At 60.7% G+C, this 17,023-nt stretch carries 16 protein-coding genes and 1 tRNA gene; 12 read left to right on the top strand and 5 right to left on the bottom strand.

Features of this window, described 5'->3' with window-relative positions; all coding sequences use genetic code 11:
- Positions 1-122: 122 nt before the first annotated feature.
- Positions 123-2,171 carry an ATP-dependent DNA helicase RecG gene (recG, locus tag ACFOKJ_RS05310; protein ID WP_390277192.1) on the top strand — a complete coding sequence of 683 codons (2,049 nt, stop codon included), beginning with the start codon at positions 123-125 and terminating at the stop codon, positions 2,169-2,171.
- Between the two features lie 76 nt (positions 2,172-2,247).
- Here recG and ACFOKJ_RS05305 read toward each other — a convergent pair whose 3' ends face one another.
- The 5 genes from ACFOKJ_RS05305 to pstS all read right to left on the bottom strand — a co-directional run bounded on the left by ACFOKJ_RS05305 (position 2,248) and on the right by pstS (position 7,688).
- On the bottom strand, positions 2,248-3,696 hold the full coding sequence (locus tag ACFOKJ_RS05305; protein WP_390277190.1) for an inorganic phosphate transporter: 1,449 nt from the start codon (positions 3,694-3,696) through the stop codon (positions 2,248-2,250).
- A 219-nt stretch (positions 3,697-3,915) separates the two neighbouring features.
- Complete coding sequence (gene pstB / locus ACFOKJ_RS05300) at positions 3,916-4,680, bottom strand: phosphate ABC transporter ATP-binding protein PstB (RefSeq protein WP_390277188.1); 765 nt, start codon at positions 4,678-4,680, stop codon at positions 3,916-3,918.
- A 13-nt stretch (positions 4,681-4,693) separates the two neighbouring features.
- Positions 4,694-5,557: a phosphate ABC transporter permease PstA gene (gene pstA, locus ACFOKJ_RS05295; protein ID WP_390277275.1), complete on the bottom strand. Its 864-nt coding sequence runs from the start codon at positions 5,555-5,557 to the stop codon at positions 4,694-4,696.
- 51 nt (positions 5,558-5,608) lie between these two features.
- Positions 5,609-6,571 carry a phosphate ABC transporter permease subunit PstC gene (gene pstC / locus ACFOKJ_RS05290; RefSeq protein ID WP_390277186.1) on the bottom strand — a complete coding sequence of 321 codons (963 nt, stop codon included), beginning with the start codon at positions 6,569-6,571 and terminating at the stop codon, positions 5,609-5,611.
- 79 nt (positions 6,572-6,650) lie between these two features.
- Positions 6,651-7,688, bottom strand: coding sequence for a phosphate ABC transporter substrate-binding protein PstS (gene pstS / locus ACFOKJ_RS05285; protein ID WP_390277184.1), 1,038 nt, complete (start codon positions 7,686-7,688; stop codon positions 6,651-6,653).
- A gap of 150 nt (positions 7,689-7,838) precedes the next feature.
- On the opposite strand from pstS, the gene tpiA reads away from it, so the two are divergent.
- From tpiA to nuoH, 11 genes are all read left to right on the top strand, one after another.
- Positions 7,839-8,585: a triose-phosphate isomerase gene (gene tpiA, locus ACFOKJ_RS05280; protein ID WP_390277182.1), complete on the top strand. Its 747-nt coding sequence runs from the start codon at positions 7,839-7,841 to the stop codon at positions 8,583-8,585.
- 1 nt (position 8,586) lies between these two features.
- Positions 8,587-8,931 carry a preprotein translocase subunit SecG gene (secG, locus tag ACFOKJ_RS05275; RefSeq protein WP_390277180.1) on the top strand — a complete coding sequence of 115 codons (345 nt, stop codon included), beginning with the start codon at positions 8,587-8,589 and terminating at the stop codon, positions 8,929-8,931.
- A 13-nt stretch (positions 8,932-8,944) separates the two neighbouring features.
- Positions 8,945-9,030 (top strand) — tRNA-Leu (locus tag ACFOKJ_RS05270).
- Positions 9,031-9,123: 93 nt separating this feature from the next.
- A complete protein-coding gene (locus tag ACFOKJ_RS05265) occupies positions 9,124-9,480 on the top strand; it encodes an NADH-quinone oxidoreductase subunit A (protein ID WP_390277177.1) in 357 nt (118 codons plus the stop codon).
- A complete protein-coding gene (locus tag ACFOKJ_RS05260; RefSeq protein ID WP_017509630.1) occupies positions 9,471-9,947 on the top strand; it encodes a NuoB/complex I 20 kDa subunit family protein in 477 nt (158 codons plus the stop codon). Before ACFOKJ_RS05265 ends, ACFOKJ_RS05260 begins: the two co-directional genes overlap by 10 nt.
- 9 nt (positions 9,948-9,956) lie before the next feature.
- Positions 9,957-10,550, top strand: coding sequence for an NADH-quinone oxidoreductase subunit C (locus ACFOKJ_RS05255; protein ID WP_390277174.1), 594 nt, complete (start codon positions 9,957-9,959; stop codon positions 10,548-10,550).
- Positions 10,543-11,796: an NADH-quinone oxidoreductase subunit D gene (locus tag ACFOKJ_RS05250; protein WP_390277172.1), complete on the top strand. Its 1,254-nt coding sequence runs from the start codon at positions 10,543-10,545 to the stop codon at positions 11,794-11,796. The genes ACFOKJ_RS05255 and ACFOKJ_RS05250 overlap by 8 nt, the downstream gene beginning before the upstream one ends.
- A complete protein-coding gene (gene nuoE / locus ACFOKJ_RS05245) occupies positions 11,796-12,296 on the top strand; it encodes an NADH-quinone oxidoreductase subunit NuoE (RefSeq protein WP_390277169.1) in 501 nt (166 codons plus the stop codon). The genes ACFOKJ_RS05250 and nuoE overlap by 1 nt, the downstream gene beginning before the upstream one ends.
- Positions 12,296-13,591, top strand: coding sequence for an NADH-quinone oxidoreductase subunit NuoF (gene nuoF / locus ACFOKJ_RS05240; protein WP_390277166.1), 1,296 nt, complete (start codon positions 12,296-12,298; stop codon positions 13,589-13,591). The genes nuoE and nuoF overlap by 1 nt, the downstream gene beginning before the upstream one ends.
- A gap of 3 nt (positions 13,592-13,594) precedes the next feature.
- Positions 13,595-15,952 carry an NADH-quinone oxidoreductase subunit NuoG gene (nuoG, locus tag ACFOKJ_RS05235; RefSeq protein ID WP_390277164.1) on the top strand — a complete coding sequence of 786 codons (2,358 nt, stop codon included), beginning with the start codon at positions 13,595-13,597 and terminating at the stop codon, positions 15,950-15,952.
- 3 nt (positions 15,953-15,955) lie between these two features.
- Positions 15,956-17,002 carry an NADH-quinone oxidoreductase subunit NuoH gene (gene nuoH, locus ACFOKJ_RS05230; RefSeq protein WP_390277162.1) on the top strand — a complete coding sequence of 349 codons (1,047 nt, stop codon included), beginning with the start codon at positions 15,956-15,958 and terminating at the stop codon, positions 17,000-17,002.
- Positions 17,003-17,023 lie beyond the last annotated feature (21 nt).

Here is a 17,023-nt window from a genome sequence, read left to right as displayed (position 1 = left end):
GCCTGGCGCTAGCCAGGCTGGCAGCATTCGCGGGACGGCATGAGCCGTCCCGTTTGCATTTTGTCGCCATTGTCGCCGGGCGAGCACCTTGGCCGCTGGCGGTTCTTGGGTACAATCGCGGCATGAACCATCCCGTCGACATCGCCAGCCAGCCGCCTGCGGCGCCGGCCGCTACCGCCAAGAAACTGGAAAAGCTGGGCATCCGCCGCCGCTTCGACCTGGTGTTGCACCTGCCGCTGCGTTACGAGGACGAAACCCATCTCTACCCGATAGCCCAGGCGCCGTATGGCCAGGCAGTGCTGGTGGAGGGCGAGGTAACGCAGTGCGAGGTGCAGTTCCGCCCGCGCCGCCAGCTGGTGGCGCAGATCGAGGACAAATCCGGCAAGCTGGTGCTGCGCTTCATCCACTTCTATCCCAACACCCAGCAGGCGCTGGCCAAGGGTAGCCGGGTGCGGGCGCTGGGTGAAATCCGCCGTGGCTTCTTCGGCGACGAGATGGTGCACCCCAAGCTGCGCAGCGTGCGCGAGGGCGATGCGCTGGCCGACAGCCTCACCCCGGTATACCCGACGGTGAACGGGCTGACCCAGCCGGTGCTGCGCCGGCTGATCCATGCCGAACTCAAGGCGCTGCCGCTGCCGGAAACGCTGCCGGATGAAGTGCGCCGTAGCCTGGGGCTGATGCCGTTTGCCGACGCGGTGCAGCTGCTGCATCGGCCCGGCCCGGAATACTCCGCCACCCAGCTGACCGACGGTAATCTGCCGGCCTGGCAGCGGCTGAAGTTCGACGAACTGCTGGCGCAGCAGCTGTCGATGCGGCTGGCCTACCGTGCACGGCGCGAAGGCACTGCGCCGGTAATCAGCGGGGATGGCAGCCTGCGCAGCCGGCTTGCGGCCAACCTTCCTTTCGCGCTCACTGGCGCGCAGCAGAAAGTGCTGGCCGAGATCACTGCCGACCTGGCCTTGCTACACCCGATGAACCGCCTGCTGCAGGGCGATGTGGGCAGCGGCAAGACCATCGTGGCGGCGATGAGTGCGCTGGCCGCCATCGAGGCCGGCTTCCAGGTGGCACTGATGGCGCCTACCGAGATTCTGGCTGAGCAGCACTACCTCAAGCTGTCCGCCTGGCTGGCGCCGCTGGGCATCGAGGTGGCCTGGTTGTCCGGCAGCCTGCGCAAGAAAGCGCGCGGCGAGATGGCGGCCAACATCGCCAGCGGCAGCGCACGGCTGGCGGTAGGCACCCATGCGCTGTTCCAGGACGATGTGAGCTTCGAGCGCCTGGGGCTGGTGATTGTCGACGAGCAGCATCGCTTCGGCGTTGGCCAGCGGCTGGCACTGCAGCAGAAGGGCGCCGAGCCGCACCAGCTGATGATGTCGGCCACACCGATTCCGCGCACGCTGGCGATGAGCTTCTACGCCGACCTGGACGTATCGGTAATCGACGAGCTGCCGCCGGGGCGCACGCCCATCGTTACCAAGCTGATCAGCGCCGAGCGCCGCGATGCGGTGGTGGGCTACGTCAACAAGACCTGCGGCGAGGGCAACCAGGTGTACTGGGTGTGCCCGCTGATTGAGGAGTCGGAAGCGCTGCAGCTGCAGACCGCGGTGGATACCCATGTGGTGCTGCAGCAGGATCTGCCGCAGTGGCGTATCGGCCTGGTGCACGGCCGCATGAAGGCGGCGGAAAAGGCGGCAGTGATGGCGCAGTTCGCTGCCGGCGAGCTGCACATCCTGGTAGCTACCACGGTGATCGAGGTAGGCGTGGACGTGCCCAATGCCAGCCTGATGGTGATCGAACACGCCGAACGCATGGGCCTGGCACAGCTGCACCAGCTACGCGGCCGGGTAGGGCGTGGCGCCGCTAAATCCACCTGCGTGCTGCTGTTCGAGACGCCGCTGTCAGAGCTGGCCAAGGCGCGGTTGAAGGTGATCTACGAGAACACCGATGGCTTCGAGATTGCGCGCCAGGACCTGAACATCCGCGGCCCGGGCGAGTTCCTGGGTGCGCGCCAGAGCGGCCTGCCGATGCTGCGCTTTGCCGACCTGGAGGCGGATATCGAGCTGCTCGAGGCGGCCCGCCAGCTGGCGCCGCAACTGCTGCAGCGTTGGCCGCAACAGGCGCATGCACATCTGACACGCTGGCTGGCCGGACGCGAGCACTTCCTCAAGGCGTAAGACTGGCCTGCGGCCAACTGGCGGGTAAACAAAAAGGGCTGCCGGTGGCAGCCCTTGTGCATGGTGTCGCTGCCGCTTATACGAACAGCTTCACGCCAAAGTAGTACAGGCTGATGGCCAGGCCCATGCTCACCGGCAGCGTCAGCACCCAGGTCAGGGCGATGGTCTTCACGGTAGAGAAGTGGATGCCGGCACGGTTCACCAGCATGGTACCGGCTACGGCACTGGACAGGATCTGGGTAGTGGATACCGGTGCACCGATCACACTGGCCAGGCCGATGGCGGCGGCCGACATGGTCTGCGCCGACATACCCTGGGCGTAGGTCATGTCCTGCTTGCCGATCTTCTCGCCAATGGTGTGTACCACGCGCTTCCAGCCCACCATGGTACCCAGACCGATCGCCAGCGCCACGGCGACAATCACCCAGGTCGGGGCGTATTCGGTGGTGGCGGCCAGGTCTTTCTGCAGGCCCTTCAGCTGTTTCTGGTCCACATCGCTGATACCCGGCACCTTGGCGATCTTCTTGGCGGCATCGGCCAGGCAGATCAGCTGGGTGCGGACATCGGCACGGGAGTTTTCCGGCAGTTGCTGCAGGGACTTGGCATCGCCGATGGCGGAGAGCAGGGCACCGCTTTCGGTAACGACCTTGTTGACTTCGCAGGTGTGGGTGCCGCCAGCCGGGTACTTGGCATCAATGATGGCCTGGTTGCGCTGATACATTTCCTTCAGCTGCACGGCGGCAATCTTGGTGTGCTCGATCTGGATCGGCTCGGCGTCCAGGTTCACCACGAACTGTGCCGGCGCCAGCGCGATCAGCACCAGCATTACCATGCCGACACCTTTCTGGCCGTCGTTGGAGCCGTGGGTGAAGCTCATGCCCATCGAGGACACGATCAGCATGAAGCGCGCCCAGAACGGCGGATGCTTGCGTCCCTCGATCTGCTGGCGCTGGAATGGCGACTTGTGAATATTGCTCAGCGGGCGGATTTTCAGCAGCGCGAACAGCATCAGGCCAGCCAGGCCGGCACCGAACAGCGGCGACACGAACAGCGACAGGAACACGTCGATGGCCTTGCTCCAGTTGATGCCGTTGGCGATGGAGTCGCCGGTAATCAGCGCATTGCCGATGCCCACGCCCAGAATGGAGCCGATCAGGGTGTGCGAGCTGGAGGCGGGGATGCCGAAGTACCAGGTACCCAGGTTCCACACGATGGCCGATGCCAGCAGGGCGAACACCATCACCATGCCCTGGGTGGACTGGATGTTCAGCAGCATCTCGGTGGGGATTAGGTTCACGATGGCATAAGCCACGGCCAGACCGCCGAAGAACACGCCAAGGAAGTTGAAGAAACCGGACAGCAGTACGGCAGTCTGCGGTTTCATCGACTGGGTGTAGATCACGGTTGCCACCGCGTTGGCGGTGTCATGGAAGCCATTGATGAATTCGAAAGCCAGCACGAAGCCGACGGAAAGAACGAGGACCACGGCCAGCGAGGTGTCGAGTCCTGTGAGCAATTCCAGCATGATTTGGGCTGCAGAGATTAGGAAAGCCGCGATTCTTGGGGTTGGAACATGACACGTCAAGAGGCTGTAATAATCTTTTTGCCGGATGTCGACTAGTTGCCAAAAAACTGCGCCGCCGGCTTGACAAAGGCGTATTTGCTTGTGCTGTAGATGCTTGATCCAAAAAGAAAAAAGCCCTTGCGGCGCAAACCGTAAGGGCTTTGTAATATATCTGTAATATTAGCCGAATTTACCGGTGATGTAGTCCTCGGTCTCCTTGCGCTTGGGCGCGGTGAAGATGCTGTCGGTATCGCCGAATTCCATCAGTTCACCCAGATACATATAGGCGGTGTAGTCGGACACCCGTGCCGCCTGCTGCATGTTGTGGGTAACGATGGCGATGGTGTAGTCCTGCTTCAGCTCGTGGATCAGCTCTTCGATATGGCCGGTGGAGATCGGGTCGAGCGCCGAGGTCGGCTCATCCAGCAGCAGCACTTCCGGGCGGGTGGCCACGGCGCGGGCGATGCACAGTCGCTGCTGTTGGCCGCCGGACAGCGAGTTGCCGGATTGCTTCAGCTTGTCTTTCACCTCGCCCCACAGCGCCGCCTTGCGCAGTGCCCATTCCACGCGGTCGTCCATTTCGGCGCGCGACAGGTTTTCGTACAGCTTCACACCGAAGGTGATGTTGTCGTAGATGGACATCGGGAACGGCGTGGGCTTCTGGAACACCATGCCCACCTTGGCGCGCAGCATGTTCACATCCACGCTCTTGGCCAGCAGGTTGCTGCCATCCAGCAGAATCTCGCCCTCGGCGCGCATGCCCGGGTACAGCTCGAACATGCGGTTGAAGGTGCGCAGCAGGGTGGACTTGCCGCAGCCGGACGGGCCGATGAAGGCGGTGACCTTGCCGGCCGGAATATCCAGGTTGATCTGCTTCAGTGCGTGGAACTTGCCGTAGTAGAAGTTCAGGTTCTTGACCTGCAGCTTGATGTCGGTAGTAGTCATGAGTCGTCAAGCCTCAATGGGATTGGGTTTTCTGGCTGCCAAGCCAGCGAGCGAGAATGTTCAGGGCCAGTACGCTGAAGGTGATCAGGATGGAGCCGGCCCAGGCCAGGGCATGCCAGTCTTCGTACGGGCTCATGGCGAACTGGAAGATCACGATGGGCAGGTTGGCCATCGGCTGGTTCATGTTGCTCCAGAACTGGTTGTTCAGCGCAGTGAACAGCAGCGGTGCGGTTTCGCCGGAAATACGCGCCACTGCCAGCAGGATGCCGGTGATCACGCCGGCCTTGGCCGAGCGCAGCGTTACGTACAGGGTAACCTTCCACTGCGGCGCGCCCAGTGCATAGGCGGCTTCGCGCAGGCTGCCCGGTACCAGGCGCAGCATGTTCTCGGTGGTGCGTACCACCACCGGAATCACCAGCAAGGCCAGAGCCAGCGAGCCGGCCCAGCCGGAGAAATGCCCCACCGAGATCACGTAGACCTCGTAGATGAACAGGCCGATCACGATGGACGGTGCCGACAGCAGAATGTCGTTGATGAAGCGGGTAGCCGGTGCCAGCCAGCCGCGGTCGCCGAATTCCGCCAGGTAGATGCCGGCCATGATGCCGATCGGGGTGCCGATCAGGGTGCCGAAGAAAGTCATCTGCAGCGAGCCGGCAATGGCATTGGCCAGACCGCCAGCCGAACCCGGCGGCGGGGTAACCTTGGTGAACACATCCAGCGACAGGCCGGACAGACCGTGCTGCAGCAGCGTCCACAGGATCCACAGTAGCCAGAACAGGCCGAAAGCCATGGCCAGGGTTGCGGCCAGCATGTTGAAGTTGTTTATCAGGCGGCGGCGCGCATAGATCGCGCGGCTGCGGTGTGCGGGAGCTGCCATGGGCTTCTCTGCCTTGTCATTGCGGGCAACAGTCATCGTCATGTTGCCTCCTCAGGATGCGTGGCCTTCCTGCTTCTTCAAGCGCAGTAGCAGCAGCTTGGAGCAGGACAGCACGACAAAAGTAATAAAGAACAGGATCAGGCCAAGTTCAATCAGCGATGCCAGGTACAGCTCGCCATTGGCCTCGGCGAATTCGTTGGCCAGGGTGGAGGCAATCGAGTTGCCGGCATCGAACAGGCCGGTGGAGAAGGTGGAGGAGTTGCCGATCACGAAGGTTACCGCCATGGTTTCGCCCAGTGCGCGGCCCAGCCCCAGCATGATGCCGCCGACTACGCCGGTCTTGGTGTAGGGCAGTACCACGTAACGCACTACCTCCCAGGTAGTGCCGCCCAAACCGTAGGCAGACTCTTTCAGCATCGGCGGTACCACTTCGAACACGTCGCGCATTACCGAAGCGATGAACGGAATCACCATGATGGCCAGGATCAGGCCGGCGGTGAACATGCCGATACCCATCGGCGCGCCCTGGAACAGGAAGCCGATCAGCGGCAGCTCCCCCACGTTTTCCAGCACCCACGGCTGTACATGCTCGCTGAACAGCGGCGCAAACACGAACAGGCCCCACATGCCGTAAATGATGGAGGGAATGCCGGCCAGCAGTTCCACCGCAATACCCAGCGGGCGCTTGAGCACCGGCGGGCACAGCTCGGTCAGGAACAGGGCGATGCCGAAACTCACCGGCACACCGATCAGCAGCGCAATGAAGGACGTCACCAGCGTGCCGAAGATGGGCACTACGGCGCCGAATTTTTCAGCTACCGGATCCCAGTCGCTGCTGGTCAGAAAGCCCAGGCCAAAATGCTGGATGCTGGGCATGGCGCCAATCAGCAGGGACAGCAGGATGCCGAGCAGCAAGGCCAGCACCAGGAAGGCAAAGCTCTTGGTCAGCAGCCGGAACAGGGCATCCAGCAGCACCTGGCGCTTGAGGTGCGCTGCGTTATGGGTATTTTCCATTTTGCTCACAATCGCGGTAAGGCAGACAAAAAGCCGGGAGTTGTCCTCCCGGCTTCATCTGGCGGTTACAACTGCCAGCTTATTTCCACACCGGGGCGCCGGAAGTGCTGCTGATCTGCTTCCAGCTGTTGCGGATCAGTGCCTTCACATTAGCCGGCATCGGCACGTAGTCCAGTTGGGCAGCAGTGGCATCGCCGTTGCTGTAGGCCCAGTCGAAGAACTTCAGCGCTTCGGTGCCTTGTGCCGGCTTGTCCTGCTTGGTGTGCATCAGGATGAAGGTGGCACTGGCGATAGGCCAGCTGTCCTTGCCCGGCTGGTTGGTCAGGATCAGGTAGAAATCCTTGGTCTTGGCCCAGTCGGCACCGGCGGCGGCAGCCTTGAAGGTGCTGTCATCCGGCTGTACAAAGCTGCCGGCGGCATTCTGTACTGCGGCATGCGCAATCTTGTTCTGCTTGGCGTAGGCGTATTCCACGTAGCCGATGGCGCCCTTGATGCGGGTTACATAGTTGGCCACACCTTCATTGCCCTTGCCGCCTACACCGGTCTTCCAGTTAACCGCGGTGTTGGAGCCAATGGCGCTGCTCCACTCCGGCGAGACCTTGGACAGGTAGTTGGTGAACACGAAGGTGGTGCCGGAGCCATCGGAGCGGCGTACCACGGTAATTTTCTGATCCGGCAGTTTTACGCCCGGGTTCAGCTTGGCGATGGCGGCATCGTTCCAATTGCTGATCTTGCCCAGGTAGATGTCGGCGATCAGCGGACCGGTCAGCTTGAGCTGGCCGGCGGTAATGCCAGGCAGGTTAACTACCGGTACCACGCCGCCGATCACGGTCGGGAATTGGGTCAGGCCGGCCTTGTCCAGTTCTTCCGGCTTCAGCGGCATGTCGGAGGCACCGAAGTCCACTGTCTTGGCCTGGATCTGCTTGATGCCACCGCCGGAGCCGATGGACTGGTAGTTCATGTTGTTGTTGGTCTTGGCCTTGTAGGCTTCGGCCCACTTGGCATACAGCGGGTAGGGGAAGGTTGCGCCAGCGCCAGTGATATCGGCGGCAGCCGCGGTGCCAACAACAAAAGTAGACAGTGCCAGGGTAACAGCCCAACGAGTTGCGAGTTTCATGTGTGCTCCAGGGTGAAGGACGTGTTTCGATGGAGCGGATGCTAGAGGCTTCTGATTTCAGAAATATTACAGTTCGTCACAATACTGGGCGGTGTGCCGCTGCTGATATACTGCGCGGCGAAACTGGATCAAGGCAGATGGAGGCAGGTAATGCAGAACAAGCTGGTGTTGGGTAACTGGAAAATGAATGGCCGTCTTGCGGCCAACGTGGCGTTGGTGCAGGCCATGCTGGCCGACCCGGACATCAATCGTGATGGAGTGGGGATTGCAGCGCCATTTCCGTACCTGGCACAGCTGGGGCAACTGTTTGCTGGCAGCCCGCTGGCCGTGGCGGCACAGGATGTCAGCCGCTATGCCAGTGATGGCGCATTTACCGGCGAGAGCAGTGCCGCCATGCTGGCGGACATCGGCTGTCGCTATGTCTTGATTGGCCACTCCGAGCGCCGGCAATACTTCGGCGAAAACGATGCCTGCCTGCGCGACAAGCTGCAGGCCGCAGTGGCCGCAGGTCTGGTGCCGGTATATTGCGTGGGCGAAACGCTGGACGAGCGTGAGTCCGGCCGCTTCGCGGACGTGGTAGCTGAGCAGCTCAAGACGCTGGATGCGATTGCCGGGCAGGAATACGTGGTGGCCTACGAGCCGGTGTGGGCAATTGGCACCGGTCGCGTCGCCAGTATTGAGCAGATTGATGCGGCGCATCAGTTGATTCGGGATCGCGTGTTGCAATGCCATGGGGCGTCTGCTAGTATTCGCGTCCTCTATGGCGGAAGCGTCAAGGCTGATAACGCGGATGCGATTCTGTCGCTGGCAAGCGTAGGCGGCGCCCTGGTGGGCGGTGCTTCTCTGGAAGCCAAGGGCTTTGGCAAAATTTGTCAGTCCGCTAAAAAGATTTTATAATATGGAACTTCTGAATACTTTTGCACTCGTCGCGCTGATTATCTCCGCGCTGACAATTATCGTTCTTGTCCTGATGCAGCATGGCAAGGGCGCTGACATGGGCGCGGCCTTTGGTAGTGGCTCGTCCGGCAGTCTGTTTGGTGCAACAGGTTCCGCAAATTTCCTGAGTAGGGCTACCGCTTTGGCGGCTGTCGTATTCTTTTCGATGTTGATGCTGATCAGCTATTTGCATGTTGCCTCTACTGGCAAGCTTGGTGTGATGGATTCGGCAGTCGAAAATGTTGCTCCGCAAATCCCGGGCGGCGCAACAAAGGATCAAAACTCCGGCAAGGTAATTCCGGAGTAACAATCTAGATATTGCCGACATGGTGAAATTGGTAGACACGCTATCTTGAGGGGGTAGTGGCCGTAGGCTGTGTGAGTTCGAGTCTCACTGTCGGCACCACATTCAAAAAACAGGCCGCCGGGATTCCGGTGGCCTGTTTTGTTTGGAGTCAAGGAGGTCTGTGGCCTCCTTTCTTTTAGGGGTGTTCGGGAAATGCTGCAAAATTACTTTCCCATTCTGTTGTTTGTCATCGTCGGCCTGCTGGTCGGGGTAGGTCCGCTGGTTTTAGGGTGGCTGGTTGCACCCAATCGGCCTGATCCCGAAAAGCTGTCTCCTTACGAATGCGGCTTCGAAGCATTTGAAGACGCACGGATGAAGTTTGACGTTCGGTATTACCTGATCGCCATTCTGTTCATCCTGTTCGATCTGGAAGTGGCCTTCTTGGTCCCATGGGCCGTGGTGTTCAAAGAACTGGGTGTTTACGGTTTCGGCGTAATGCTGGAGTTCCTCACTGTCCTGACGCTTGGCTTCGTTTACATGTGGAAAAAAGGAGCTCTGGAATGGGAGTAGAGGGCATTCTCGAGAAGGGCTTTGTCACCACTACGGCTGACAAGCTCATCAACTGGACCCGTACTGGTTCCCTGTGGCCGATGACCTTCGGCCTGGCCTGCTGTGCGGTGGAAATGATGCACGCGGGTGCTGCGCGTTATGACCTGGACCGCTTCGGTATCGTATTCCGTCCCAGTCCGCGTCAATCCGACCTGATGATCGTGGCCGGTACCCTGTGCAACAAGATGGCTCCGGCCCTGCGCAAGGTATACGACCAGATGGCGGAACCCCGCTGGGTGATTTCCATGGGGTCCTGTGCCAACGGCGGCGGCTACTATCACTATTCCTATTCTGTCGTGCGCGGTTGCGACCGCATCGTGCCGGTGGATGTCTATGTGCCGGGCTGTCCTCCGACTGCCGAGGCGCTGCTGTACGGCATCATCCAGCTGCAGAACAAGATCAAGCGAACCAATACCATCGCCCGTTGAGGTAACACCATGTCCGTGAAAATGGAAAAGCTCAAGACGGCGGTTGAATCGGTGCTGGGCGAAAAGCTCGTGAGCGCCAAGATCGCACTGGATGAGCTGACCGTGGAGTGCAAGGCTGCCGATACCCTGGCAGTGATGACCGCCCTGCGCGACCACGACACCCTGTCGTTCGAACAATGTATCGACGTCTGTGGCATGGACTACAGCGCATACAAGGACCAACCCTGGGATGGTCTGCGTTTTGCCGTGGTCTACCACCTGCTGTCGCTCAAGCACAATGCGCGCATCCGCGTGCGTATCTTCGCCGAGGATGACAGCTTCCCGGTCGTGCCGTCGGTTGTGGACATCTGGTCTGCGGCCAACTGGTTCGAGCGTGAAGCTTTCGATCTGTACGGCATCGTGTTTGACGGCCACCCCGACCTGCGTCGCCTGCTGACCGACTATGGTTTTGTCGGTCACCCGTTCCGCAAGGACTTCCCGCTGTCCGGTCACGTGGAAATGCGTTACGACGCTGCCCAGCAGCGCGTCATCTACCAGCCGGTAACCATCGAGCCGCGCGAAATCACACCGCGCATCATCCGCGAGGAGAACTACGGTGGCTGAAATCCGTAACTACACGCTGAACTTCGGTCCGCAGCACCCGGCCGCACACGGCGTGCTGCGTCTGGTGCTGGAGCTGGATGGTGAAGTGGTGCAGCGTGCCGACCCGCACATCGGTCTGCTGCATCGCGGCACCGAAAAGCTGGCCGAAAGCAAGACCTTCATCCAGTCCCTGCCGTACATGGATCGTCTGGACTACGTGTCCATGATGTGTAACGAGCACGCCTACTGCCTGGCCATCGAAAAGCTGGCCGGTATCGAAGTGCCGCTGCGCGCGCAGTACATCCGTGTGATGTTCGCCGAAATCACCCGTATCCTGAACCACCTGCTGTGGATCGGCGCGCACGCGCTGGATATCGGGGCGATGACCATGTTCCTGTACGCCTTCCGCGAACGTGAAGATCTGATGGACTGCTACGAGGCCGTATCCGGTGCCCGTATGCACGCCGCCTACTTCCGCCCGGGTGGCGTGTACCGTGATCTGCCGGACTCCATGCCGCAGTACACCGTATCCAAGATCAAGAACGCACGTGAACTGGCCAAGCTGAACGAAGGCCGCCAGGGCACCATGCTGGACTTCATCGAAGACTTCACCAAGCGCTTCCCGGAAAAGATCGATGAGTACGAAACCCTGCTCACCGAAAACCGTATCTGGAAGCAGCGTACCGTGGGCATCGGCGTGGTATCGCCGGAGCGTGCCAAGAACCTGGGTCTGACCGGCGCCATGCTGCGCGGTTCGGGTATCGCCTGGGATCTGCGCAAGACCCAGCCGTACGACGTTTACGACCGTGTCGACTTCGATGTGCCGGTAGGCGTTACCGGCGACTGCTACGATCGCTACCTGGTACGCATGGAAGAAATGCGCCAGTCCAACCGCATCGTCCAGCAGTGTGTGGCCTGGCTGAAAGCCAACCCGGGCCCGGTGATTACCGACAATCACAAGTTCGCTCCGCCGAGCCGTGAAGACATGAAGTCGAACATGGAGGAGCTGATCCACCACTTCAAACTGTTTACCGAAGGCATGCATGTGCCGGAAGGCGAAGCTTACGCCGCGGTGGAACATCCGAAGGGCGAGTTCGGCATTTACCTCGTGTCCGATGGCGCCAACAAGCCGTACCGTTTGAAGATCCGCGCACCTGGCTATGCCCACCTGGCAGCCTTGGATGAAATGTCGCGCGGCCACATGATTGCCGACGTGGTGGCAATCATCGGTACCCAGGATATCGTATTTGGGGAGATCGACCGCTGATGCTATCCGCTGAATCCCTGGCAAAAATTGATCGCGAACTGGCGAAATATCCGGCCGATCAAGCTCGTTCTGCGGTGATGGGCGCCCTGCGCATCGCACTGACCGAGCGCCGTGAACAAGGTGCAACGCCGGAAGAGCGTTGCCTGAATTCGGAAGTGATCGAATTCGTGGCCAACTATATCGGCATTGCGCCGGTGGCCGCGTACGAAGTCGCCACCTTCTACAACATGTACGACATGAAGCCGGTGGGCAAGTACAAGATCACCGTCTGCACCAACCTGCCCTGTGCGCTGCGTGGCGGCGTGAACGCTGCCCAGTACATCGGCCAGAAGCTGGGCATCCACTTGGGCGAAACCACTGCCGATGGCAAGTTCACCCTGCTGGAAGGCGAGTGCATGGGTGCCTGTGGCGATGCGCCGGTACTGCTGGTGAACAACCACTCCATGTGCAGCTTCATGACCCCTGAAGCCATCGATAAGAAACTGGCGGAGTTGGAATAATGGCTATCTTCGTCAAAGGCGTGATTTTCGAAGGTGTGGACATGTCCGCACCGGATTGCTGGCATATCGATGCCTACATGGCGCGCGGCGGCTACCAGGCCCTGAAGAAGATCCTGGACAGCAAGATGCCGCAGGAAGACGTGATCGCGGAAGTGAAGAACTCCGGCCTACGCGGCCGCGGCGGTGCGGGCTTCCCCACCGGCCTGAAGTGGAGCTTCATGCCGCGTTCCTTCCCGGGCGACAAGTACGTGGTTTGCAACACCGACGAAGGCGAACCGGGCACCTTCAAGGACCGCGACATCCTGCGTTACAACCCGCATGCGCTGATCGAAGGCATGATCATCGCTGGCTACGCCATGGGCTGTAAGGCTGGTTACAACTACATCCACGGCGAAATCTTCGAAGCTTACGAGCAGTTCGAAGAGGCGCTGGACGAGGCACGCAAGGCCGGTTTCCTGGGGCAGAACATCCTGGGCACCGACTTCAGCTTCGACCTGTTCGCTCACCATGGTTACGGTGCCTACATCTGTGGCGAGGAAACCGCGCTGCTGGAATCGCTGGAAGGCAAAAAAGGCCAGCCGCGCTTCAAGCCGCCATTCCCGGCCAGTTTTGGTCTGTATGGCAAACCGACCACCATCAACAACACCGAATCGTTCGCCTCGGTACCGTTCATCATCCGTGATGGCGGCCAGAAATTCCTGGAAGCCGGCAAGCCGAACAACGGTGGCACCAAGCTGTTCTCCGTTTCCGGCCACGTGAACCGTCCGGGCAACTACGAGATTCCGCTGGGTACCCCGTTCAAGGACCTGCTGGAAATGGCCGGCGGCATGAAGGACGGCAAGAAGCTCAAGGCCGTGATTCCTGGTGGTTCCTCCGCTCCGGTACTGCCGGGTGACGTGATGATGGAACTGACCATGGATTACGACAGCATTGCCAAGGCCGGCTCCATGCTCGGCTCCGGTGCGGTGATCGTGATGAACGAAGACGTGTGCATGGTGACCGCTCTGGAGCGTCTGGCCTACTTCTATCACGAAGAATCCTGCGGTCAGTGCACCCCGTGCCGTGAAGGTACCGGCTGGATGTATCGCGTGATTCATCGCATTGCTCACGGCGAAGGCCGTCCGGGCGATCTGGAATTGCTGGAGTCCGTCGGCAACAACATGGCTGGCCGCACCATCTGCGCGCTGGCCGATGCTGCCGTGTTCCCGGTTCGAAGCTTTACCAAACACTTCCGTCACGAGTTCGAGCATCTGATCGAGCACAAGAAGTCTTTGGTAGATCACAAATGGTGTTGAGCGATGCTTGAAATCGAAATCGACGGCAAAAAACTGACAGTAAACCAGGGCAGCACCGTAATGGATGCCGCCCATGCTGCCGGTACTTATATTCCGCACTTCTGCTACCACAAGAAACTGTCGATTGCGGCCAACTGCCGCATGTGTCTGGTAGAAGTCGAGAAGGCACCGAAGCCGCTGCCGGCGTGCGCCACTCCGGTGACCGACGGCATGAAAGTGCATACCGCTTCCCCGCTGGCCAAGAAAGCCCAGGCCGGCGTGATGGAATTCCTGCTGATCAACCACCCGCTGGATTGCCCGATCTGCGACCAGGGTGGCGAGTGTCAGCTGCAGGATCTGGCCGTAGGCTATGGCAATTCCTCTTCGCGCTACCAGGAAGAAAAGCGTGTAGTGATCGGCAAGGACATGGGCCCGCTGGTTTCCGCCGAGGAAATGAGCCGCTGCATTCATTGCACCCGCTGCGTACGCTTCACCGAGGAAATCGGTGGCTTCCAGGAAATCGGCATGGCCAATCGCGGCGAGTTCTCCGAGATCATGCCGTACCTGGGCAAGACCGTTGATTCGGAAATATCCGGCAACGTGATCGACCTGTGCCCGGTAGGCGCGCTGACTTCCAAGCCGTTCCGCTACAGTACCCGTGCCTGGGAACTGTCGCGCCGCAAATCGGTAAGCCCGCACGACGGCCTGGGTGCCAACCTGGTGGTACAGGTGAAGCACAACGAAGTGATGCGCGTGTTGCCGCTGGAAAACGAGGCCATCAACGAATGCTGGATCGCCGACCGTGATCGTTTCTCCTACGAAGGCCTGAACAGCGCCGAACGTCTGCAGAAGCCGATGATCAAGTTCGACGGCAAGTGGCACGAAACCGACTGGCAGACCGCGCTGGAATACGTGGTGAAAGGCCTGAACGGCGTATCCGCCGATCACGGCAAGGACGCCATCGGCTTCCTGCTGTCGCCGCACAGCACTACCGAAGAACTGTTCCTGGCGCAGAAACTGGCCCGTGCCTTTGGAGTGAACAACATTGATGCCGGCCTGCGCCGCAGCGACGCCCGCGTGGCCAAGCAGCAGCAGGGCGCGCTGTGGCTGGGTTCCTCCATCGTGGAACTGGCTGCCAGCAAGTCCATCCTGGTGGTTGGCTCCACCCAGCGCAGCGAACAGCCGCTGCTGGCTTCGCGTCTGCGTCAGGCAGTGAAGAAGGGTAGTCAGCTGAACGTGATCCACGTGGCTGACGACCAGCTGTTCACTACCCTGAACGCCAAGCTGATCGTGGCTCCGCAACAGTTGGTGAACGGTCTGGCCCAGGTGTTGAAAGCAGTGGTGGCTGCCAAGGGTAGCGAAACCGCCATCGACTTGGCTGCGGCCAACGTGTCCGCCGAGGCGCAAGCGATTGCTGACAGCCTGTGCGGTGCGGAAAGCGCGTCCATCGTGCTGGGTAACGTAGCCCAGTACCACCCGGCGTTCTCCGAGCTGCTGGCGCTGGCGCAGGAAATCGCCCGTCTGACTGGTGCGCGCTTCGGTATCGCCGCTGCCGCCGCCAACAGCGTGGGTGCCGATATCGCTGGTGCCAACCCGGCGCGTGGCGCGTTTGGCCAGAGCGTGACTGCAGGTTTGTCCGCTGCAGAAATGCTGGCTGCACCGCGCAAGGCCTACGTGCTGCTGAACAACGAAGTGGAAGCCGACAGCTACAACGGCCAGCAAGCCGTTGCTGCCATGAAGCAGGCAGCCACCGTGATTGCGCTGACCTCGTACAAGGGCGCCGGTCTGCTGGACTACGCCGATGTACTGCTGCCGATCGCACCGTTCTCCGAAACCGCCGGCTCCTTCATCAATATGGAAGGCAAGCTGCAGTCCTTCAACGGCGTGGTACGTCCGCTGGGCGAAACCCGTCCGGCCTGGAAAGTGCTGCGCGTGCTGGGCAACATGCTGAACCTGAACGGCTTCGAGCAAAACTCCTGCGAAGATGTGCGTGCCGAGCTGCTGGCACTGGGTGACCTGTCCGCGCAGCTGAACAACGGTCAGAGCGTGCTTGCGGCCAACGTGGCTGCCGGTAACGGCGAGCTGGTACGTGTCGGCGATGTGCCGCTGTACCACGCCGACCCGATCTGCCGTCGCGCCGATTCGCTGCAACAGACCGCCGCTGCTGCCGTACCGCAGCTGCAGCTGCACCCGGCTGATGCCGAGCGTCTGGGTCTGCAGGATGGCCTGACCGTGATCGTCGCTCAGGGCGCTGTCGAAGTTGCTCTGACGCTGCATACCGACAAGGCATTGGCACAGGGCGCGGCCCGCGTGGCAGCAGCGCACCCGGCGACCGTGGCGCTGGGCGGCCTGTTCGAACCGATTCAGATCAAGCGAGGTTAATCCATGGAACTGCTGCAAAGCTTGTTGGGTGCCGATGCCGGTCTCGCAGTGTGGACACTGCTGAAGATCTTGGTCATCGTTGGCCCGATGATGGGGGCTGTAGCCTACCTGACGCTCGCAGAGCGCAAGGTGATCGGCTACATGCAGATTCGTATCGGTCCGAACCGCGTGGGCCCGAAAGGCCTGCTGCAGCCGCTGGCCGACGGTATCAAGCTGCTGATGAAGGAAATCATCCTGCCGACCAAGTCGAGCAAGGGCTTGTTCCTGTTGGCACCGGTGCTGTCGATCATGCCGGCGCTTGCCGCCTGGGCGGTGATCCCGTTTGGCGACGACCTGTACGTCACCAACATCGATGCCTCGCTGCTGTACATCATGGCCATCACCTCGATGGGCGTGTACGGCGTGATCGTGGCTGGCTGGGCTGGTAACTCCAAGTACTCCTTCCTGGGCGCGCTGCGTTCTTCGGCGCAGATCGTGTCCTACGAACTGGCCATGGGCTTCGCGCTGGTCGGTGTACTGATGGTGTCCAGTAGCCTGAACCTGGTCGATATCGTGAAACAGCAGGGCCATGGCATTGCCGGTGGCTCGCTGTTCTCCTGGAACTGGCTGCCGCTGTTCCCGCTGTTCCTGGTGTACCTGATCTCCGGCGTGGCCGAGACCAACCGTGCGCCGTTCGACGTGGCGGAAGGCGAATCCGAAATCGTGGCCGGTTTCCATGTGGAATATTCCGGCATGGCATTCGCGATCTTCTTCCTGGCCGAATACGCCAACATGATCCTGGTTGCCGCACTGACTGCCATCCTGTTCCTGGGTGGTTGGCTGTCGCCGTTCCCGGCGTCGTGGGGCGTGCTGGGCGCGAGCAGCATTCTGTGGCTGTTTGCCAAGATGTCGGTCGTGCTGTTCATGTTCCTGTGGTTCCGCGCTACCTTCCCGCGTTACCGCTACGACCAGATCATGCGTCTGGGCTGGAAAGTGTTCATTCCGGTAACGCTGGTATGGGTGCTGGTTCTCGGCGTGTGGATGTTGTCTCCGCTGTCGCTGTGGAAGTGATGGAGCTTGGGTGAATTAGCA

The organism is Vogesella amnigena (genome assembly GCF_042648905.1).
In the GTDB taxonomy this organism is placed as follows: domain Bacteria; phylum Pseudomonadota; class Gammaproteobacteria; order Burkholderiales; family Chromobacteriaceae; genus Vogesella; species Vogesella amnigena.
Note: the sequence above shows the minus strand (reverse complement) of the source record. Positions and strands in the feature narration are given on the sequence as shown.